Genomic DNA, 19,409 nt, shown 5'->3' with positions numbered 1-19,409 from the left:
GCAATGAACCGACCATTTAGCGAAATAGGCGAAATTACATTAACCGACGGTAGCACGTTGAATATCGGCGAAACGGTGGCAATGATGGCCGCCAATATGAAGGCGGATAACCTTGATTTTGACGTGGCCACCCTGCTAAACACCCAGATTGACGGCTTGCAAGCGTGCGAGTGTTTAAGCCCAGAAGCGACGGCGCGTTTTATGGGGGTAGCGGCGGGGCTGCTTATTCTGGCGCATGAAGTACAAGCCGCGTGTGGGTTAGTGCCTGCTTTACCTAAGGAGGGTTTGCATTGAAACCGATTACACAAGGCCATATTGTGCCATTTGCCTTGGGTGGCATTGAAGCGATTACAGCCGGTGAAGCGATGTTTGTATCAGTTCGGCATTTATGCGAAGTATTCGGGCTTGATTTTAGTAGTCAGCGTAAAAAACTGCTGCCTGACCCTAAATTCAACTGTGGTGATATGACCATGGTTGCCGCTGATGGCAAGATGCGCGAGTTGCTAACGATCCCACTAGAACAGGTTGCAGGCTTTTTGTATTCGATCAACATCAATAAAGTAAGCCCTGATGTTCGCCAAGCTTTGCTTGATTACCAAGATGAATGCACCAAGGCATTGAACGATTACTGGACAACCGGCAAAGCAGAACAGCAAACCTTATCGACACAGATGGCCTTTCAGATTGCCGACACACTGGCGGTGTTTAAAGACGAATACGCGGCTATTTATGGCAAGGCGGCGGATGCGGTGCCGCATTCTGGCTTGTATGCCAAGATTCAGAGCTGCTTAAATCAGGTGGTATGCGGTGCTGATCGCCTGCCCGATGGGCTGGCCCGTCAAGCCTTGCCTAAAGTGGCGCTTGATCGACTCAAAGACGCGGGAAAAATGCTGCGTAAGTTGTTTATTCAGGGGGTAAAGCTCAAGGATGCGGCTAAGCAATTGCATAGCGCCTTTCCTGATCCGGTACTTAAGATTGAAACAACGGTAACGCTAGCATGAGCTACGCTATCGGCTTATCTTTCATCGACTCAGGCAAAGGGAAAACAAGTCGCCCTTCCCCTGCGAGCATCTGCCTTACTGACTCTTCCAGTTTGGCTGCGATATCGCGGCCTGCTTCAAATTGGCTTAATTCATCGTCTGATAAAGGCCGTGACGGCGGCAAAGGTACGGGACTTGTTTCACCCGCGACCATTTGCCGTATAGATTCAAGCAATTCCGCGCCAATGTCCCGCTGTGCATCGCGGGCGAATAGTTCCGCTTCAGTCATTGGCGTTTTAGATGGCGCTTGGTTGATTCCTGCCTTGTTTCGGGCGGCGGAAAGCGTCACGGTCGTGCTGCGACCGGCGCGACCGGCGTTCATTTCTCTAACCGATTGCAGTAAATCGGCTTGGAATTGCACACATTCCTTATCTACTTTTTGGCTCATTTCAAGCCGCGATGGGTATCACTTCTTGGTTGATTTGCTTGGCGCTGGTCGTGGCTGCAATCTTCAAATCGTAGGCGGATTGCAGATTAAGCCAGCTTTGCGCGTCCCCACCAAAGTACCGAGCCAAGCGCAAGGCGGTATCGGCACTAATGCTACGGCGTTCGCGCACAATATCATTAATCCGCGTGGCGGGAACGTGCAAGGCCACAGCCAAGGCGCGGGCGCTCATCCCCAGCGGGATAAGGTAGTCTTTACGCAAAATCTCCCCCGCATGAATGGGGCGTATACCGTTGTTGACACTCATACCGCGTACTTACGCAATATTTCCGGTGTGTCATTGGCGATTTTTAGCAGGGTTTGCGCGGCTTTGGATGGCTTACGCCTGCCTTGTTCCCATGCTTGCAAGGTCTTAGCAGATACACCCAGCAAGGCAGAAAAAGCGGCTTGTGATAACCCTGTCTTTGCACGCGCTGCGATGACGGCGGGTAGTGGGACTGGGTGGGTATCACCAGCTAGCATTTGCCTTACTGACTCTTCTAATTCGGCGGCAATATCGCGGTTAGCTTCAAAGGCGGTTAGCTCTTCATCGCTGAGTGGCTTCGATAACATCTTTCAACTCCTTCAATTTATGGCCTGCAATGGCTCCGGTGGTGCTTTTGGCATACATAAACAGCAAGACAGATTGCCCGTTCGCCATGCGGTTAAAGTAAATCACCCGTACACCACTGGATTTACCCGCCCCTTGGCGCTGCCAACGGATTTTTCTACATCCGCCCGACTCTCGGACTACATCCCCAGATTCGGGATGTTCTGCAAGGTGGGCGGCAAATTCGCCGCGCTCTTCTTCAGTCCAGTAATAAGGCCAAAGCCGTTGAAATACCGAGGTTTCAATAATTGTGTTCATTACTTCACTATACGCCAATGTAGGATAGTCCCACAAGGTAGGAGTAAACCACTTGACGCAAGCCGCAAGCTTGCCTATATTGGCCGTGCTGCATTCAATAGTGCAGACGGGATTGGTCTCCCGAACCACAAAGCGGACAAACCGCTACATAGCGGCTTTTTTACGTCCGTCAACACTATAGATGCGTCCTTTATGGCGGGTCGTAGTGGGGGCTACTTCGGTAGCACCGGTTTCTTTGTGGCCGGTAGACCAACCCTGTTACGGCCTGCCTCCTTCGATTGGTCTCGAAGCGGTGGGTTACTCAAACTCACAAAGAGAGCATTCACCATGCCCAAGCACGCCCGCGTCTTATTTTCCTATTGCACCGTCATTCTCCTTACCCTTGCTTTCGAGCGTGGCGCTTCTGTGGCCGTCATTCTGGCTACGCTAGCGACTTTTGCGCTGGTGCATGCGATAGGAGGGGCTAGCCATGAATAATCATTTAAACCTGCTCCAAACCGTGACTGTCACGCATTCGATGGCTAATGCCCATTTGGCAGCGGATGACTACACACCGACAGCCGCAACGGAGATGTATGTCTCTATCGCGCTGCAATTGACGTTTGAATGCCTGCAAGGGGTGAAGCATCCGCAAGATTGCTATTTTCAATCCTTGCTAGCGCTGGACTATTTACAGCCCGTGATGGCTTTGATTAAAGGGGCTAATCATGCGTAAACCTAGCCGCAATGCCAGCGCCAAAGCCCGCCACTTCGCACTATTAAACACCGCATTACGTCGGCCCAAGCAAGAGCGTACTAAGCCCGCCTTTGCACGTATCCACACCCGTTAAAACTTAGGAATTCATCATCATGGAAAAAATCGCTATTGGTATAGCGGGCGGGGATTCTTGCGCCCAAAACTCAGGATTTAGTGGCTATTCAAGCCAGCCAAGCCGTCCAAACCCAGTAAATAAGCCTAAGCGTAGCCGCAAGGTGAAACCGCATATTGAGCCTGAGCCGCTGGCCAGTGAGCAGGAAGCACAAAAGCCAACCCGTTGGGGCTTAGATGACTTACAAAATGAAGATACACGGCGTTTTTTAAAGGCATTTTCAGCAAGTCGCAGCGACTCAATAAATAATGCGACTGCGTATGTGTTGTATGAGTTCGAGCAATTTAGGGCAGTAGATCAGCAAGCTATCCAAGGGAATAAACAAGCCTTAGATCAGGGTTTGTGCGATTTACTGATTGGCTTAGAGCAAGTCACGCACTTGGTAGATGCGGTATCGGCCTCTATGAGTAGTGAAGCGCCCTTAAATGATCGAGCTGTGGCAAGTGCTTTAGCCGGTATTGTTGGGATTCTGGATAAGCACACCCGTACCGCCGGTGCGCTGGTGGATCTGACAATATGACAGCCCGCCTTGATATTACAGTGCTTAAAGATGCGGCCCGTGATCGCTGGCCACTTATCTTGCAAGCCGCCGGTGTGGATCTGGCTTTTCTTAAAAACAAGCACGGCCCATGCCCTGTATGCGGTGGCAAAGACCGCTTTCGGTTTACCGACAAAGACGGGCGCGGCGGGCATATTTGTAATCAACATTGCCCTGATGGCGGTGATGGCTTCCGGCTGCTGATGGATTACCGCCAAACTGACTTTATCAGCGCGGCGCGGTTTGTGGCTGATGTATTGGGCGGTGCTGCGGTGGCTGCGATTGCACCTAATGCTGCGGCCATAGCAGAGCGCAAGGCATTAGAAGACGCTGAGCAGCGGCGGGCATGGGAAAAAGCCAAGGCTGAGAACTTCGCCCTGTGGCATAGCAGCTTTCCTATTCAGGCCGGTAGCACCGTGGGCCTGTATTTAAGGCATAGGGGGCTGGAATTAATCGACTATCCCAAGGCTTTACGCTTTAATCCGGCCCTACCCTATTGGGATAAGGCGGACGGTAAGCTGATTAAGCTAGGCAACTATCCCGCGATGATTGCCGCCGTACAAGCGCCCAATGGCGATGCGGTGGCGCTGCATAAAACCCACCTTCAAGCCAATGGTCACAAGGCCAACGTCCCCAGCGTTAAAAAGTGGAGCGCTAAATCTGCTGATGCAAAAGGCGCGGCGGTGCGCTTGTTTCCTTGCGCTTCCCGTATGGCGGTAGCAGAAGGCATTGAAACCGCTTTAGCCGTTTATAGCGCGAATGCCTTGCCGGTATGGGCTGGTTTATCGGCCTTTGGCGTGGCGGCGATGGTGTTGCCTGAGCAAGTGCAAGAGGTGTTTATTTTTGCCGACCATGACGAAAACCAAACCGGCCAAAAAGCGGCTAATCAACTGGCTGAACGGCTGATAAGCCAAGGCAAAACCGTAAGAGTTTTATACCCAAGCATCGCCGGTGTGGATTGGCTAGATGTACTGACTAAAGCAGAAGAATAATGCTAGATACCGTATCAATTAAAGTCGGCGCAACGGATTTGGAGCGCCTTAAAAATCCAGAAACAACACCGCCTTTAGGGGCGAAAGCAGACGCGGCCCAAACGGCCACCAAGCCTAAAGCCAAAGCTAAGACTAATACCATAAAAACCAGTGGAGGCCATTTTAAAGCCAGCGCTGATGGCGTTTTTTATCAGGCTGATGATGCTGAGCCTAGAAAGATTTGCGGGCCGTTGTGGCTAGTGGCCCAAGTTAGAAATGTAGACGGCGCGGGCTGGGCGGTGTTGGTTAAGCTGCATGATCTGGATGGCAGCGAGAAAGAGCACATGATCCCGCGCTCTAAGCTGCTATCGGATCAATCAAGCCGCGTATTAGAAGAGCTGGCCGATTTAGGGCTGTGGTTTAGCTTTGCTCCGGATACTAAAAAGCTACTGTTGCAATATCTGCAATCAGGGGCTGAAGTCCCTAGGGCGCGATTGATTCCCACTACGGGCTGGCATAAAGAGGCATTTGTTTTACCGGATGAAATCATAGGCCGTACTGATGAGGCATTGCTTTATTCTGGCAATCAGGACACTCCGGTCAAAGCTCAGGGAACCTTTGAAGGCTGGCGGGATGGCGTGGCGCGGTTTGCCATTGGTAACCCGCTATTGCTGTTTTTAATGGGGGCTGCATTTGCGGGGCCGTTGCTGCGCTTAACCGGACTGGATACTGGCGGTTTTCATGTGTATGGCAGTTCTAAAACTGGCAAATCAACAATATGTGACGTTGCTGTTTCGATCTATGACAAACCCAACGGTGATGTTGATGGGTATCGGAGAACATGGAAATCAACGGCGACCGCCATTGAATACACTAGCGCTACATTTAACGACCTGCCTTTATTTCTCGATGAAATTGGAGAGGCAGACGGTAAGACACTGGGGCCTACGGTGTACATGCTGAGTCAAGGGCGCGGCAAGGCACGCGGTCGAGATGGTGGCGGTTTGCGTGAGGCTACGAGCTGGAAATGCTTTTTAATTTCTAGTGGTGAGCATGATCTTGCTACAGAATTAAAAATAGCGGGCGTTGAAATTAAAGCAGGGCAAGCTGTGCGCTTAATATCCATTTTTACAAAGGGGGAATATGGCGTACTGGACGACTTGCACGGTTTTAATAGCGGTGCTGAGATTTGCGGGGCAATGAAAGAGGCCGCCTTATTGAATTACGGTGTAGTAGGGCGTGAGTTTATTACCGCGCTAACGAAAGCTGACCGCGACCAGTTAATCAGCCAGATGAAGGACGCAATAAAAAAATTTGCGCTTGAATGTGTTCCGGTAAACGCTTCTGGGCAAGTGCGCCATGCCGTGCAGTATTTCGCATTAGCGGCCTATGCGGGTGAGCTGGCTACTAGCTATAGCCTGACCGGCTGGCCGCTGGGTGCGGCATGGGAAGCGGCTAAGTGTATGTTTGCAGATTGGCTACAACATCGCGGCGGTGCTGATGATGAAGAAAACAGGCAAATCATCCGCCAAATTCGCTATTTCTTTGAACAGCACGGTATGTCACGCTTTCACCGCTGGAATGATGAAGTAAACACCGTGATCGACACACACGGCCCTAAAACGCTGGGGATGTGTGGCTTTGCTAAGACCATGGATATTGCGATTAATGGGCAGTTTACGGATGTCAAAGCCTCTGAGGTCACGTATTACGTTTACCGTGAATCATGGGCCAATGATGTACTGAAAGGCCGAGATTTAAAGCGGGCCAATAAGCTGCTGCTTGAAATGGGCGTATTGACCCCTTCTAAGGACGGTAAGTCCTCTCGTTCTGGTAAATTACCTGGCAGTGGTCGTGCCAATGTCGGGCATTATTTAGTCAATCCCGCCATGCTTTACAGTGGTGGCGATGACTAGCCCCTATTCTGCCCAGCCTAGCCCAAGCGAGCACCCAACGGTGGGGGCTGCTGCCCTAGCGGCGTTTCTATCTGCGCCGGTTTGTGTTGAAGCGCCCACCACGCTAAAGCCCGCATTCTTATTACCCAGCCATAGCCGAGAAGCGCGGCAAGCGTGGCGGCAAGTGGTGGGCAATGTAGCGGATTTTCTGGGGTGCTCACAGGACGACAAGGCGGATATGCTGAATCAACTAGAAACCCCCAGCTTCTTGGCTGCGGTGCTAGCAATTGCTAAAGGGTATTGCTTGGCTAGTAAGCAATCGTTAGCGATTTTAAAGGCGGGGGATACCTACACCTAAACCGGTATAAGCCGCTTTAGCCTCTCCCTTTATAAGATGACAAGGTCATTGGCGTTTGCTGATGGCCTTTGTTTTTGTGTGCTACTTCGGTGCTTACCCCTGTCTATTTACTTTCTTTACTTGTTGTAAATATGAAAGTAAATATAAAATATAAAGCATCATGGGCCGTGTGCCATTCAGCTTACAAATCAGCGTAAAGCCCATCAAAACCATGACGTATCTTCTTGCTTTGGCTTTAGCTTCTGGTGGTGTTTTATGGTGCAGTGGCAAGCGTAAACACCTGCTGTAATCGCTACATAAACTCACTAAGGGCAAGGCGGTATGCCCTAGCTTGCCCTCCCTTCTTTTGCCCCGTCCCTTGCTAAGCCCTTTGTTTAAAAGGGTTTACGCCTCTTTCGCTGCCCATCTCGCTTGCCAATCTGGTCACACCGGTCACACCTTGGTTTTACGTGGTCAAACAAAAAAAGTCCTTTTAAATCAACGTGGTCACACTGGTCACACTGGTCACACCAGAAAAACACCCACCCCCTACCCCCGATGTGCTGCTGGGGCGCACAGGGGGAACACCTTCGCGCTCGTTTTGTGATACCTACACGCTGTAAGGATTACTGTTTTTTAGCTTAGCTTAACCTGTTTCTGTTTCTGCATACTTGTAAGATAAAACAATAATCATCTTGCTTCTACTCAGACTATGGCCTTTTAATCTTACGCCGCCAAGTGGAGCACAAGGGAACAAACCAAGCTAAGGGCCTACCCGATCCGGCAGGGTATATATCTATATTTATAAATTTAACATGTACCTAAGGGTGTGACCGGTGTGGCTGGTTTATCTATAACTATGGGGAGAAATCACTAGTGAACCGCTCACGGGTAATGCGAGCCTCGCACAGCCGCTAGTGGCAAAGGGTCAAACAAGGTTGACACTGCCCCGTCAACCTACCCCACCCCAAAAGCAAAAAGGTACTGTAAACAGCCTACCAGCACGGGTAATGCGAGCCTCGTTGCCGCGCTAGCGTGGCCTGTTAAAAGTTAGTTAACAGGGGGAAAAGGTTAAAAGCATAATATTGCTGATTTGCAGCCCTGCTGAGCTGGTCTTATATCAGCCTATAGGCGCTTGCTATCAGCGCCCCCACATTTAAGCCTTAAAGCCCAAATGCAAAAACGCATCGCGTGCATATTCCCTGCCAGCACCTAGTAGCGCGATTTTGTAGGGGTAACTACCTAGATATGGCATTGTTGGTATATAAAAAATATACCAACAAATATACCAACAATGGAGAGCGGCTGTAGGGGGTATTTGGCGCACTGTGGCGGAAACAAAAAACCCCGCAAGCGGCATGTTTGCAGGGTTTGTTGGACTTACACGAACTAGGCTGAATTGATGCTTGGCATCCCCGACAGGAATCGAACCTGTATCTAGCGCTTAGGAGGCACTTGTACTATCCGTTGTACTACGAGGACTACTTTTGCAGCGCAGATTATACCCATCATCCGCAAGGTTTTACATCCTAATGCTTAATTTCTTTATCATCGGCTCTAAATCGCTAGGAAAATAAAGTGCTTCACCAGGCGTAGTCAAAACTTCTAGCTTGCCATTACTAATAATGCCCACTTCTAATTTTCTATTTTCAACATCAATCAGAATATACGCCTTCCCCTTACCTTCCTCTCGGCTGCTGCCAGTCACATACAACACGCGATCTTGCAAAAGTGGGCTGGATTTTTCTATATACAGCTTAAAGGTAGCCAGCTGAGGGCCAAGTAATAAGCGCAGTGCATGCTTAAGCGGTGCGCGCTCCCATAGATTAATATCTTGTGGGTTTTGACCAATAAACTGCTGCAAGGTATCCCATTCGGCTTGGTTCTTTTTAAAAAACACATCAGGGGTGCTCGCTTCTGCTTGAGCCTTAGAGCGAGGAGTGTGGTTTTCTTGGCAAGCAGTCATGACCAAGGCCAAACACAAAATAGTAATACGGAACAGCATAACAAATCCTTAGCGAGCGATCCTTGTTTGGAAAGAATACAGAGCTAAAGTTCATTTTTTAATATGTAAATGCTGCCCACTTCTTATTTGATCAAACCACCGGAATTATTCCCACAGTTTTTTCCAACCCGCTAAGCCCATAGCACGCAAATTGGCAATATTGCGCTCTACAATCACATCGGCATCAGCCTCTACCTTAGCAATGCTCTCTTCGCGGATTAAATGCAAAGTGGGATAGGGGCTGCGATTGGTGTAGTTATCAATATCATCTGGGGCGCTGCCCTCAAACTGATACTGCGGGTGAAAACTGGCAATTTGCAAAACCCCTTCTAGATTCAGCTCTTCCAGTAAAGAATCAGCAATTTCTAGAAAATCGTTATAGGCTAAGAAATTGCCCAAAACATAGGGATGGATGAGCAGCGTAGTTTCAATTTCAGCAGGATCTGCAGCAGCTAAAGTTTCTAGCTCGGTAATCAATATTTCAATCAAAACATCAATATTGCGTGCCTCACTCAGCACATAGCGAATTTGCTTTTTAACGTGCACCGCTTTAGCAAAGGGGCAAAGATTAAGACCAATCACGGCGGTCGTTAGCCAGCGCTCAGTCTCTTGAATGATTTGTTGATGAGTTGGAAGAGTCATTTTGATAAGGGCGGATATTTAATGGCATTAAGCAGCATTTTTTCACGAATGGCGGTTTCTAAATCTACATTTAGCACATCACTTAGCCTAATCATATATAGCAGTACATCGGCCATTTCTTGCTCTACGGCGATGCGCTTCTCACGGCTTAATTGCTGGGATTCTGCCGCGGTATCCCATTGAAAATGCTCAAGTAATTCGGCCATTTCTACCGACATTGCCATGCATAAATTCTTAGGCGTGTGATAACGCTCCCAATCGCGATCTTTAGCAAATTGGCGAACATCGAGCATTAATTGGTTTAAATCCATAAATAGATGACTCTCTATTACATTGCACGTGGGCATAAAAACTTGCCCACCCTACATTATTTATATGCTTTTAAAACCGCAAAATGCGCTTCGATAGATTGGCTGTTATCTGCCAACCATACTTGTCCATCTTGAATCGTGCATTGCAATTGCATATTGCGATTAGCCAGTGCGGCTAATGTGTGAGTCATTTCTATTGGTACATTAATCACTTGCAGATTATCTAAACGCTCTAGTTTACTGGCAATGCCTTTCCACCAAACATCGGCGCTATTGCCACTATAGGTAAACACCGCCACTTTTTCGGCGCGCCCACACGCTTGGCGAATGCGCTTTTCATCGGGCTGGCCTAATTCAATCCACAATTGAATCGCGCCGGTTAAATCTTTATCCCAAATATCTGGCTCATCGGTATCGCTCAAGCCTTTAGTAAAAGCGAGCGATTCGCTGGCATTCAGGGCGAATGCTAATAAGCGCACCATCATACGTTCATCATTTTCAGAAGGATGGCGTGCAATCACTAACGGATGCGTTGCGTAGTAATGTCGATCCATATCGGCAATTTGCAAATCAGACTTAAAAATAGTTGCCTTGAGGGCCATGGCGGTTCACGAAGTTGAAATAAGCCCGCATCTTACCCTGCACAGACCATCCAAGGAAATGTAAAGCTAAGCCTCACGGCTTGCTGCTATGGCTATCTTGATGATGTGCTAGATGCTGCATTTTATGATGGGCGTCGGTCAGGCTTTCTAGGCAGGCGCTGCGCAGCAATTCTTGCTCGCCATGGTGGGTGACGCGAAACAAGCCGTATTCCATCGCTTCAGGTTCGCTTACTGGCCAGATAGGGTGAATAACAAAAGTGCTCATGATAGACATCCTGATAATCAAGTGTTATCAAAAGGTTATGCAAGCATCGTGCCAACAAGTGGAAAGTTTGCATACCGTATACCCAGATCATCGGCCCAAACGATGGCGACTTTAATGCGGCAGCCAAACGGCCACCGCAATGCAGCAATTTACTCGATTCCTAGCTCCGCACAGATCTGTGCCACTTTTTGTTTTAATTCCAACAGCTCAGCCTCTAAAGCATCCACCTTAAGCTGTAATGCCGAATCTACAACGCCCTTAGTATGGGACTGCAACTCATTCATCACTGGCTCACCCGATAGCAAGTGCGCCCAGCGGCATTCCCTTGCACTTGGTGCGCGTGGCAGCTTCACGACTAAACCGCCCGCGCTTCGCTCCGCCAGCTCTTCTAAAAAGCCTTCTACCGCCGAAATATCTGAGAATTTGTGTAAACGCTCGCAGGCTAAACGCAGCTCACCTGCCGTTTGCGGGCCACGCAACATGAGCGCGGCTAAAATTGCCACCGATTGCGACGGAATTTGTAGCACAGCGGCAAAATGCTGCGAATAACGCGCAATCCGCCCGCCGGGATGGTAGCCATCCACCAGTTTCAATTCTTTTAAACGAACCAGCGCCTCATCCACCTCGGTGTCATTCACCTCCATGACAGGATCACGGTTAGATTTTTGATTACAAGCTGAAACAAGGGAGTTAAGCGAGAGGGGGTAAGTATCAGGAACAGTAATCTGCTTTTCAATCAACGCACCAAGAATGCGGGTTTCGAGCAGGGAAAGAAGGAAAGTCATAAACCACCAGCTAAACAATGCAGACAGGCTTATTATGCACCGATTGGGGGAAAGCTTACTAAAGAAGTTACACAGTAAAATCCATCAAAAAAACCTAGGCCTTGAGCCACGGAGCAAAAGGAGGACACAGAGGCCCACGAAGGAAAACAAAGAAATAGTGATGTGCTGCAAAACATATCATTACTCACAAGGTTTTCTCCGTGTAACTCAGTGCTCTCTTTGTCCTCCGTAGTTCAAGAGTTGGGTTTTAGTGCTTAGCTAATACTCATCAAGCTAGCATTACCGCCTGCTGCTGCGGTATTGACGCTGATAGAGCGCTCTGCCAAGAGGCGGGCTAAATCGAAATCTTCGCCCGCAGCCAAAGCCGCACTGGATAGACCTTGCACTTGCAAGATTGGGCCTGCCAACTCGGTGATTTGACAGTTGATCTTGGCTAATGCATCGCTATCCCCCTCAAACAATACTGCCCCAATATTTCTAGCCTCTTCAAGAGTAGATTTAAGAGATAAGCGGCTTTTAAGGGTGTTCGGCAAGGAATCTTGCAGCGCTTGCGCTACGGGGTGGGCAATAAAGACCGCTTGATTACCACTGGCCAATGCTGCGGCAAATTGCGCAATCGCGCCTTGCTCGCTGGCGGCAATACAAAGCACGGGGCCACGCGGATGCAGCAGATAGCGATTGCGCTCACCCGTTGGGCCTGGCAAATCAAGATTGGCACCTAGGCCAGATCCCGCTAAATAACGGCTGCAACGCGCAGCGGCTTCGGTTTGCTGGCTCCCTTGCAAGTGATCGTGATAAGCCAGTAATGGGGCTAAGGCAGCCTGATCGCCAGACAAAGTTTGTGCTGGGCGGCGTGATAATAAACGTGGCAGATACAGCGGCCCACCCGCCTTAGGCCCCGTGCCTGACAAACCTTCGCCACCAAAAGGTTGTACTCCAACTACGGCACCAATCACATTACGGTTTACATAGACGTTACCTGCTTGCACCTTGCCAACCACATGAGCAATGGTTTCGTCGATGCGTGTGTGCACGCCAAAGGTCAGCCCAAAACCTGTGCCATTGATATCGTCAATCAATTGATCCAATGCTTCGCGACGATAACGAATCACATGTAGCACTGGGCCAAACACTTCTTGCTTCAGCTCAGTAAGGCTGTTGATTTCAATCAGTGTTGGCGCGATAAACGTGCCTTGCTGACAAGCTGCTGGTAAGGGCAGCGCCAGCACTTTGGCACCACGCGCCTCAAATGCGGCAATATGCGCAGCAATATTTTGCTGGGCTTCAGCATCAATCACAGGGCCGACATCCACGCTGAGCGAATCTGGATTACCCATATGCAGCTCTTGCATCGCGCCTTTAAGCATATGCAAGATATGATCAGCAGCTTCTTCTTGCAGGCACAATACGCGCAGTGCCGAGCAGCGTTGGCCAGCCGAATCAAAGGCTGACATCAGTACGTCCCCCACCACCTGCTCTGCCAGCGCCGATGAATCGACGATCATGCAATTCTGCCCGCCGGTTTCCGCAATCAGCGGAATAGTACGGCCATCTTTATCTAAACGCTGCGCTAAATTACTGGCAATTAAACGTGCAACTTGGGTGGAGCCGGTAAACATCACCCCGCTACAACGCGCGTCGCTAATCAAGGCGCTACCAACGGTTTCACCACGCCCTGGCAGCAGTTGCACCGCCCCCGCTGGCACACCTGCGGCACGTAAAATACGCACGGCTTCGGCGGCAATCAATGGCGTTTGCTCGGCAGGCTTAGCCAGTACAGGATTGCCTGCGGCTAAAGCGGCGGCCACTTGGCCAATGAAGATCGCCAGCGGGAAATTCCACGGGCTGATACATACGATAGGGCCAAGCGGACGGTGCGAATCGTTAGCAAAATCTTGCTCGATTTGCTGCGCGTAATAGCGCAAGAAATCCACTGCTTCACGCACTTCGGCGATCGCATTAGGCAGAGATTTACCCGCTTCGCGCACAATCAGCCCCAACAGCGGCTGCATTCCTGATTCCAACAATTGCGCCGCACGGTTGAGGCAAGCAGCGCGCTCGCTCACTGAGGTGGCTTGCCAAATGGGGCCAATATTGGCGGCGTGCATAAAAGCGGTCGCCACATCGGCCACATCCGCTTCAATCACATGGCCAACAATATCTTGATGATCCGCAGGATTTTTAACCGCCTGCTTACGTGTTGCAGCCGGCTCAGCCGTCATCCCAAGCATAGGCAGGGCTAGCCATTCGGTATTAGCCCCCGCCAGCAGCGCAGCAGAAAGCGACGCTAATCTATGCTCATTAGATAAATCTAGGCCACTCGAATTGAGTCGATTTAAGCCAAATAAAAACCTTGGTAAGGGGATTTTATCGTGTGGGGCAAAGGCGGGTATCACCGCTAGAGCTTGTACGATAGGATCCACAATCAGCTCTTCAATTGCCACGTTTTCATCGGCGATGCGGTTTACAAAAGAGCTGTTAGCACCGTTTTCTAAGAGACGGCGTACCAAATAAGCCAAGAGCGTTTCATGGCTGCCTACCGGCGCGTACACGCGGCAAGGACGGCCTAGTTTTTCACGCGCGGTGACTTCTTCATACAAAGGCTCGCCCATGCCGTGCAGGCATTGGAACTCATACTGGCCTGGATAATAATTTTGCCCAGCCAGATGGTAAATCGCCGAGAGTGTTTGGGCATTGTGGGTAGCAAACTGTGGGTACACCGCGTCTGGCGTGGCCAATAGTTTTTTAGCGCAGGCTAGGTAAGATACATCGGTATAAACCTTACGGGTATACACCGGATAATCTTCTAGGCCATCGACTTGCGCACGCTTGATTTCGCTATCCCAATACGCGCCCTTCACTAAGCGAATCATCAGGCGATGGCCGCTGCGACGCGCCAAATCGATCACATAATCAATGACATGTGGGGCGCGTTTTTGATAGGCCTGAATCACAAAGCCAATCCCATTCCAGCCAGCAAGCTCCTCATCAAAGCACATGGCTTCGAGTAGATCGAGGGAGATTTCTAGGCGATCGGCCTCTTCGGCATCAATATTTAAGCCAATATCGTAACGGCGGGCCAAACGCGCCAAGGCGATCACGCTAGGCAAGAGCTCAGCGGTTACGCGGTCTTGCTGCGCGCGAGAATAACGTGGGTGCAGGGCTGATAACTTGATCGAAATACCTGGACCTTCGTAAATACCACGACCAGCGGATGCCTTACCAATGGCATGAATCGCTTGCTCATAGGCGGCGTAATAGCGCTTAGCATCTTCTGCCGTGGTGGCGGCTTCGCCCAGCATATCGTAAGAATATCTAAAGCCACGCGCTTCAAATTTACGGCTATTGGCCAATGCCTCGGCAATGGTTTCGCCCGTCACAAACTGCTCGCCCATCAAGCGCATCGCCATATCGACGCCCTTGCGGATCAGTGGCTCACCGCCCTTACCAATCATGCGAGTGAGCGCCGCCGACAAGCCCGCCTCGCTATTGGTCGCCACCAATTTACCAGTCAGCATCAGGCCCCAACTGGCGGCGTTTACAAATAAGGATGGCGATTGGCCAAGGTGAGCATGCCAATCGCCCTTACTGACTTTATCGCGGATCAACACATCCCGAGTAGCACGGTCAGGAATCCGCAGCAGCGCTTCAGCCAAGCACATCAGTGCCACGCCTTCTTGGCTAGATAAAGAGAATTCGTGGATTAAGCCTTCAACACCGCCACCGGTGCGCTTAGCGCGCAGCGCCGCCACCAATTTATGCGCAAGTGCTTGGGTTTGCTCTGCCATTGGCGCATTCGGCATTTTGGCTTGCTCAAGCAATACCGGCAGACATTCTGCCTCTGGGCGGCGGTAGGCCGAGGTAATGGCTGAACGCAAAACACTTTGCACCGCAATACTTTGTGCCAGCTCTAGGAAAGGTAGATTACTTTCAATCCCTTCACTATCATCAGGAAGAGACAGTGCTTCGCCATCTTGCGCCAGCTCCAGCGGACGAACGCCCTGCTCAACCTGCTGCAAATAGGCAAAAATGGATTGCTTAATCAACCAATGCGGCGTTCTATCCATTTGCTGAGCAGCGGTTTTAATCCGTGCGCGCAAGGCATCGTCTACTTTAATTCCTAGTGTTGTGCTGGCCATGTCTATGCTGTGGTTATTTTATCAAGCTCGCATATTAAGACAGAGTTGCACCTAACAAATCAGGGCTATCCCTAGGGTTGCACCTTTGTGGTTGCACCTCATGAAAATCATGACCGCCTGTCTCATCGACTCTTAGATTCTTTAACCTGTTTAATTCATTTGTAATAACATCCGCCACATTAGAAAATCATAATAAACCAGATTGACAGAGGTATTGCAGATGCTTTACACACTCAAAAGCAAAATTCAGGCCGTCATGATTTTATTAACGACGCTCACCGTTGCTCTATTTACCTACTTTAGCTATCAACAAGCACGCAGCCATGCACTGCAAGCCATTGACAGCCAGCTTACCGCCGCAGCCACCGGCTACCGCTATGTATTAGGCGAAGGATTTCATACCGAGCTAAAACCTCGCGAGCAAGCCGATCTGCCGCAAATGCGTGTGCTCTCAGAGCGCCTTACACGCTATAGCAAAGAGCTAGGTCTGCCGTTTATTTATGGCTATATCCAGCGCGAAGGTAAAATTTATTACGTACTCTCTTCCCTCTCCCCAGAAGAAGAAAGCAAACCCAACGCAGAGGTTTACCTCACCGCATCGGATTCCACCAGCAAGCAATTACAAATTGCCGTAAGCACCAAGCAGCGTACTTTTGACGAATACGACAGCAAGTTTGGCAGCTTTCGTACCCTCTTTTTGCCATTTACGAATAGCAAGGGCGAAACAATTATTGCTGCGGCCGATGCGAATTTATCCTCAGTAAAAGAAACCTTAGATAGTATTTTGCTCAAATCAGTTATCTTAGGCGCGCTCGCTATCTTGCTTTCTACACTTGCCTCACTATGGCTGGCTAACTTAGTTATCCGCCCACTTAATCGCTTAAGATTGGCCATGCAAAACTTAAATAGTGGCCATGCAGATCTTACTGTGCGCTTAGATAGCAGCAGCCGAGATGAAACATCCCATATCGCAATCGCGTTTAATCAGTTTATGGGCGACTTACATAAGATGATTAATCAGGTTCGAGATCAAGCTGGCCGCTTGAGCGGTGGTGTGGCCGATATCGAGCAGATGGCGCAAAAATTATCCCACGAATCACATAAACAAGCGGATATGGCCGCTGCCTCTGCTGCCAATATTGAGGAAGTTACCGTCAGCATTGCTCATATTGCCGACAGCACCCAGCAAGTAGAAAGCACCGTGCGCGAAGCTGATAAAGGCGCTACTGCCAGCGCCGATGCGGTTAAAACCATGCGTGACGACACGGATAAAATGGCCAATACCGTGGGAGAGCTCAGCACCACGATGCAAGATCTATCTTCCCAATCACAGCAAATTAGCCTCATCACCGTCACCATCAAGGACATTGCTGGCCAAACCAATCTGCTAGCGCTGAACGCGGCCATTGAAGCGGCTCGAGCTGGCGAAACAGGCCGAGGCTTTGCCGTAGTTGCCGATGAAGTCCGAAAACTAGCAGAGCGCACCGCAAGGGCTACCGAAGAGATCGAGCAGATGCTTGGCTCTATCAGCGATAAAACCAATCATGCCGTTGGTAAAATGCAAGCCACCAAAGATATGGTTTGCGGCAATCAAGCGCTATCGCAAATCATTGCCGAGCGCATTGGTGCGATGCAAGTTGAAATGCAATCGGTATCTGGCAAAATCATTGAAATCTCCAGCGCCACCCGAGAGCAATCGATGGCCACCGAGCAAATCGCCCAAGTCGCCGAAAAGATTAATCATCAGGTTACTGAAACCGATATTGCACTAAAAAACACACGCGCCACCCTCAGTGATTTATCTAGCCTTGCGGCTAATTTACAAACGATTGTGGGTCGGTTTAAGCTATAAAAACGGTAAATTTCCAGTAATTTTACAAGCAACTAAAGAAACGCTGATTAAATTGTCGTCCTTGAATGTTTTTATCGAGAATCCAGCGTAAATACTGGATTCTCGCCAGCACAAGAATAACAAAACTGAATAAATTAGTGTTTCCCTAAGGGGCGCTGCAGGCAGCGCCCCTTAGTTTTTAGATCAGCCATTTTCTTGATATGGGCAACACACCAACAATATGCATTATAAATAAGCCGTTTCTAATTTCTGTAATATCAAGCTGTTAAGCTCCGCTCTTATATGACTTGCTGGGGTGATCCATGAGTGTTTCTATCCAATTGATCGATACGATTTATGCGAAAACTGCCAAAGGGCAACAAGAAATTGCCGAGCGCAGTTTTGGCCTTTCGGCGCGCATGCGCCGTTTGCTGATCCTGATTGATGGGGCAAAATCCAGCAGCACCTTAACCGCATTATTAATTGGATTAGATATTCATCCCAGCCTCACAGAATTAGCACAAGCTGGGTTTATTCAAGATATCCGCATTATCGAGCGCAATATCGAAACGGCAATTGCAGAAAAATCGCTTGAGCAGAGCATTGTCCCCCAAGCCCTTAGCCCTTCCGTGATTGACCCCCTCTTACTTGAGCAGGCCAAAAACCTGATGGCAGAAAGTGCTAAACAATTTTTAGGACTCATGGCTAATTCATTAATTACAGAGATACAAGCCTGCAATATTGATAATTACAAACAAACGATTGCACGCTGGAATATGGCATTACGTCAATCACATAAAGCCAAACAACAAGCCGATCAATATGTTGATGCGGTTAAAACATTAATTGGTTTAGAATAATTGCTACGTCCTTGTTTTAGAAAACATCCAGTTCGCTTTATACTGCACCTCCAAATATAAAAACTGTTGGAGACTTGGATGCTTGCTCGATTTCGCCCCCTGATTGTTGCCGTCGCTGTCGCCACCACCCTCCTCGCCCCCCCTGTTAGCGCCGCTACCAATAAAGCCAACGCAAGTGCAAAAGTAGAAAACAGCAATAGCTTGCTATGGAAAATAGAAAAAAAAGGCACGCCTAATTCTTGGCTGTACGGCACCGCCCACGTTGGCGATCCCCGCGTTACTCAACTTAGCCCCAAAACCGAAGCTGCCTTTAGCGACGCCAAGCATGTTGTTACTGAAATTCGCCTAGATTTTGGCATGATGATGGAAATGGGCAAGCGCATGCTGACGCCAGAGCCTTCTTTAGCACAAAAAATAGACGCAGAACACTTCCAAAAACTCTTACCCGCACTCGAAGCACGGGGTTACCCAGAAGTGGCTACAGCCAAACTTAAACCTTGGGGCGCAGCCATGCTGCTCATGACCCCAGTTAGACAATCTGGGCAAATGCCGCTTGATCTGCTGTTTGCCAAAATGGCGATCGAAGGGCAAAAAGAATATACCGGCTTAGAAACACTGGATGAGCAACTCAGCCTGTTTGAAAATATTCCAGAAGCAAAGCAAATAGAGCTGCTTTACACCGTACTGGATCAGCAAGCGGCTATGCAGCAAAGCTATCAACAGATTTTAGATCTGTATCTTAAGCAAGATATCAACGGCCTTGCGGCTTTTGCTGAGCAAGACGATATCAAAATGGCCGATCAAGCTTGGTATAGCCAATGGCGCTTTCAATTACTGGAAGCGCGCAACCCACGAATGGCAGAGCGCCTAGCGGATAAGCTAAAAGACGGTAACGCGTTTATTGCCGTAGGCGCACTCCACCTACCAGGTAAAACGGGGCTAATCCAAAGCCTGCGCCAACAAGGCTATCGAGTTAGCCCTGCTAAATAATTGATTATTTCATCCACAAAAACCACTCATTCGTACC

23 protein-coding genes and 1 tRNA gene are annotated in these 19,409 nt (G+C 49.4%); 12 read left to right on the top strand and 12 right to left on the bottom strand.

The genetic code is table 11. The features are described 5' to 3' along the window. Together Q0R17_RS01210 and Q0R17_RS01205 are read left to right on the top strand one after the other, a co-directional pair. On the top strand, nt 1-294 hold a 294-nt coding region (locus Q0R17_RS01210), incomplete at its 5' end, for a hypothetical protein (protein WP_293931307.1). Then, nucleotides 291-1,001 (top strand): phage antirepressor N-terminal domain-containing protein, encoded by a 711-nt coding sequence (locus tag Q0R17_RS01205; RefSeq protein WP_293931305.1) that lies wholly within the window; start codon nt 291-293, stop codon nt 999-1,001. The genes Q0R17_RS01210 and Q0R17_RS01205, both read left to right, overlap by 4 nt. A 1-nt stretch (nt 1,002) precedes the next feature. On the opposite strand, the gene Q0R17_RS01200 is transcribed toward Q0R17_RS01205, so the two are convergent. From Q0R17_RS01200 to Q0R17_RS01185, 4 genes are read right to left on the bottom strand one after another with little or no spacing between them, the layout of a single operon-like run. After that, on the bottom strand, nt 1,003-1,428 hold the full coding sequence (locus Q0R17_RS01200) for a hypothetical protein (RefSeq protein ID WP_293931303.1): 426 nt from the start codon (nt 1,426-1,428) through the stop codon (nt 1,003-1,005). Nucleotide 1,429: 1 nt separating this feature from the next. Next, the gene (locus Q0R17_RS01195) at nt 1,430-1,732 is read right to left on the bottom strand and encodes a HigA family addiction module antitoxin (RefSeq protein ID WP_293931301.1); all 303 of its coding nucleotides are present in this window, start codon (nt 1,730-1,732) and stop codon (nt 1,430-1,432) included. After that, nucleotides 1,729-2,037 carry a DNA-binding transcriptional regulator gene (locus tag Q0R17_RS01190; RefSeq protein WP_293931299.1) on the bottom strand — a complete coding sequence of 103 codons (309 nt, stop codon included), beginning with the start codon at nt 2,035-2,037 and terminating at the stop codon, nt 1,729-1,731. The genes Q0R17_RS01195 and Q0R17_RS01190 overlap by 4 nt, the downstream gene beginning before the upstream one ends. Continuing rightward, nucleotides 2,012-2,332 (bottom strand): DNA-binding protein, encoded by a 321-nt coding sequence (locus Q0R17_RS01185; protein WP_293931296.1) that lies wholly within the window; start codon nt 2,330-2,332, stop codon nt 2,012-2,014. The genes Q0R17_RS01190 and Q0R17_RS01185 overlap by 26 nt, the downstream gene beginning before the upstream one ends. A gap of 327 nt (nt 2,333-2,659) precedes the next feature. On the opposite strand from Q0R17_RS01185, the gene Q0R17_RS01180 reads away from it, so the two are divergent. From Q0R17_RS01180 to Q0R17_RS01150, 7 genes are read left to right on the top strand one after another with little or no spacing between them, the layout of a single operon-like run. Next, complete coding sequence (locus Q0R17_RS01180) at nt 2,660-2,809, top strand: hypothetical protein (RefSeq protein ID WP_293931293.1); 150 nt, start codon at nt 2,660-2,662, stop codon at nt 2,807-2,809. Further along, nucleotides 2,802-3,047: a hypothetical protein gene (locus Q0R17_RS01175; protein WP_293931291.1), complete on the top strand. Its 246-nt coding sequence runs from the start codon at nt 2,802-2,804 to the stop codon at nt 3,045-3,047. Before Q0R17_RS01180 ends, Q0R17_RS01175 begins: the two co-directional genes overlap by 8 nt. Next, the gene (locus Q0R17_RS01170; RefSeq protein ID WP_293931289.1) at nt 3,040-3,162 is read left to right on the top strand and encodes a hypothetical protein; all 123 of its coding nucleotides are present in this window, start codon (nt 3,040-3,042) and stop codon (nt 3,160-3,162) included. The genes Q0R17_RS01175 and Q0R17_RS01170 overlap by 8 nt, the downstream gene beginning before the upstream one ends. A gap of 19 nt (nt 3,163-3,181) precedes the next feature. After that, on the top strand, nt 3,182-3,721 hold the full coding sequence (locus tag Q0R17_RS01165; protein ID WP_293931286.1) for a hypothetical protein: 540 nt from the start codon (nt 3,182-3,184) through the stop codon (nt 3,719-3,721). Beyond that, nucleotides 3,718-4,731 (top strand): toprim domain-containing protein, encoded by a 1,014-nt coding sequence (locus Q0R17_RS01160; protein ID WP_293931283.1) that lies wholly within the window; start codon nt 3,718-3,720, stop codon nt 4,729-4,731. Before Q0R17_RS01165 ends, Q0R17_RS01160 begins: the two co-directional genes overlap by 4 nt. Next, the gene (locus tag Q0R17_RS01155; RefSeq protein ID WP_293931280.1) at nt 4,731-6,626 is read left to right on the top strand and encodes a DUF927 domain-containing protein; all 1,896 of its coding nucleotides are present in this window, start codon (nt 4,731-4,733) and stop codon (nt 6,624-6,626) included. The genes Q0R17_RS01160 and Q0R17_RS01155 overlap by 1 nt, the downstream gene beginning before the upstream one ends. Further along, nucleotides 6,619-6,963, top strand: a complete 345-nt coding sequence (locus tag Q0R17_RS01150; RefSeq protein ID WP_293931277.1) for a hypothetical protein — start codon at nt 6,619-6,621, stop codon at nt 6,961-6,963. The genes Q0R17_RS01155 and Q0R17_RS01150 overlap by 8 nt, the downstream gene beginning before the upstream one ends. Before the next feature lie 1,386 nt (nt 6,964-8,349). Here Q0R17_RS01150 and Q0R17_RS01145 read toward each other — a convergent pair. The 8 genes from Q0R17_RS01145 to putA form a co-directional block, all read right to left on the bottom strand. Beyond that, a tRNA-Arg gene (locus tag Q0R17_RS01145) sits at nt 8,350-8,424 on the bottom strand. A 40-nt stretch (nt 8,425-8,464) separates the two neighbouring features. After that, nucleotides 8,465-8,947 (bottom strand): hypothetical protein, encoded by a 483-nt coding sequence (locus Q0R17_RS01140; RefSeq protein ID WP_293931275.1) that lies wholly within the window; start codon nt 8,945-8,947, stop codon nt 8,465-8,467. A 105-nt stretch (nt 8,948-9,052) separates the two neighbouring features. Then, nucleotides 9,053-9,589, bottom strand: a complete 537-nt coding sequence (locus tag Q0R17_RS01135; RefSeq protein WP_293931273.1) for a DUF1415 domain-containing protein — start codon at nt 9,587-9,589, stop codon at nt 9,053-9,055. After that, the gene (locus Q0R17_RS01130; RefSeq protein WP_293931270.1) at nt 9,586-9,900 is read right to left on the bottom strand and encodes a nucleotide pyrophosphohydrolase; all 315 of its coding nucleotides are present in this window, start codon (nt 9,898-9,900) and stop codon (nt 9,586-9,588) included. The genes Q0R17_RS01135 and Q0R17_RS01130 overlap by 4 nt, the downstream gene beginning before the upstream one ends. Nucleotides 9,901-9,956: 56 nt before the next feature. Continuing rightward, nucleotides 9,957-10,502, bottom strand: a complete 546-nt coding sequence (locus tag Q0R17_RS01125) for a YaeQ family protein (protein WP_293931268.1) — start codon at nt 10,500-10,502, stop codon at nt 9,957-9,959. Between the two features lie 73 nt (nt 10,503-10,575). Then, nucleotides 10,576-10,767, bottom strand: a complete 192-nt coding sequence (locus Q0R17_RS01120) for a hypothetical protein (RefSeq protein WP_293931265.1) — start codon at nt 10,765-10,767, stop codon at nt 10,576-10,578. Nucleotides 10,768-10,916: 149 nt separating this feature from the next. Continuing rightward, a complete protein-coding gene (locus tag Q0R17_RS01115; protein WP_293931262.1) occupies nt 10,917-11,552 on the bottom strand; it encodes a YceH family protein in 636 nt (211 codons plus the stop codon). A 254-nt stretch (nt 11,553-11,806) separates the two neighbouring features. Beyond that, nucleotides 11,807-15,691 carry a trifunctional transcriptional regulator/proline dehydrogenase/L-glutamate gamma-semialdehyde dehydrogenase gene (putA, locus tag Q0R17_RS01110; RefSeq protein WP_293931260.1) on the bottom strand — a complete coding sequence of 1,295 codons (3,885 nt, stop codon included), beginning with the start codon at nt 15,689-15,691 and terminating at the stop codon, nt 11,807-11,809. Nucleotides 15,692-15,911: 220 nt separating this feature from the next. On the opposite strand from putA, the gene Q0R17_RS01105 reads away from it, so the two are divergent. The 3 genes from Q0R17_RS01105 to Q0R17_RS01095 all read left to right on the top strand — a co-directional run bounded on the left by Q0R17_RS01105 (nt 15,912) and on the right by Q0R17_RS01095 (nt 19,372). Further along, nucleotides 15,912-17,543: a methyl-accepting chemotaxis protein gene (locus Q0R17_RS01105; RefSeq protein ID WP_293931258.1), complete on the top strand. Its 1,632-nt coding sequence runs from the start codon at nt 15,912-15,914 to the stop codon at nt 17,541-17,543. Nucleotides 17,544-17,845: 302 nt separating this feature from the next. Beyond that, nucleotides 17,846-18,382 carry a hypothetical protein gene (locus tag Q0R17_RS01100; RefSeq protein ID WP_293931256.1) on the top strand — a complete coding sequence of 179 codons (537 nt, stop codon included), beginning with the start codon at nt 17,846-17,848 and terminating at the stop codon, nt 18,380-18,382. A gap of 78 nt (nt 18,383-18,460) precedes the next feature. After that, on the top strand, nt 18,461-19,372 hold the full coding sequence (locus Q0R17_RS01095; protein ID WP_293931254.1) for a TraB/GumN family protein: 912 nt from the start codon (nt 18,461-18,463) through the stop codon (nt 19,370-19,372). Nucleotides 19,373-19,409: the final 37 nt, after the last annotated feature.

The sequence above is a fragment of the Iodobacter sp. genome (assembly GCF_025352645.1).
Taxonomy (GTDB): domain Bacteria; phylum Pseudomonadota; class Gammaproteobacteria; order Burkholderiales; family Chitinibacteraceae; genus Iodobacter.
Note: the sequence above shows the minus strand (reverse complement) of the source record. Positions and strands in the feature narration are given on the sequence as shown.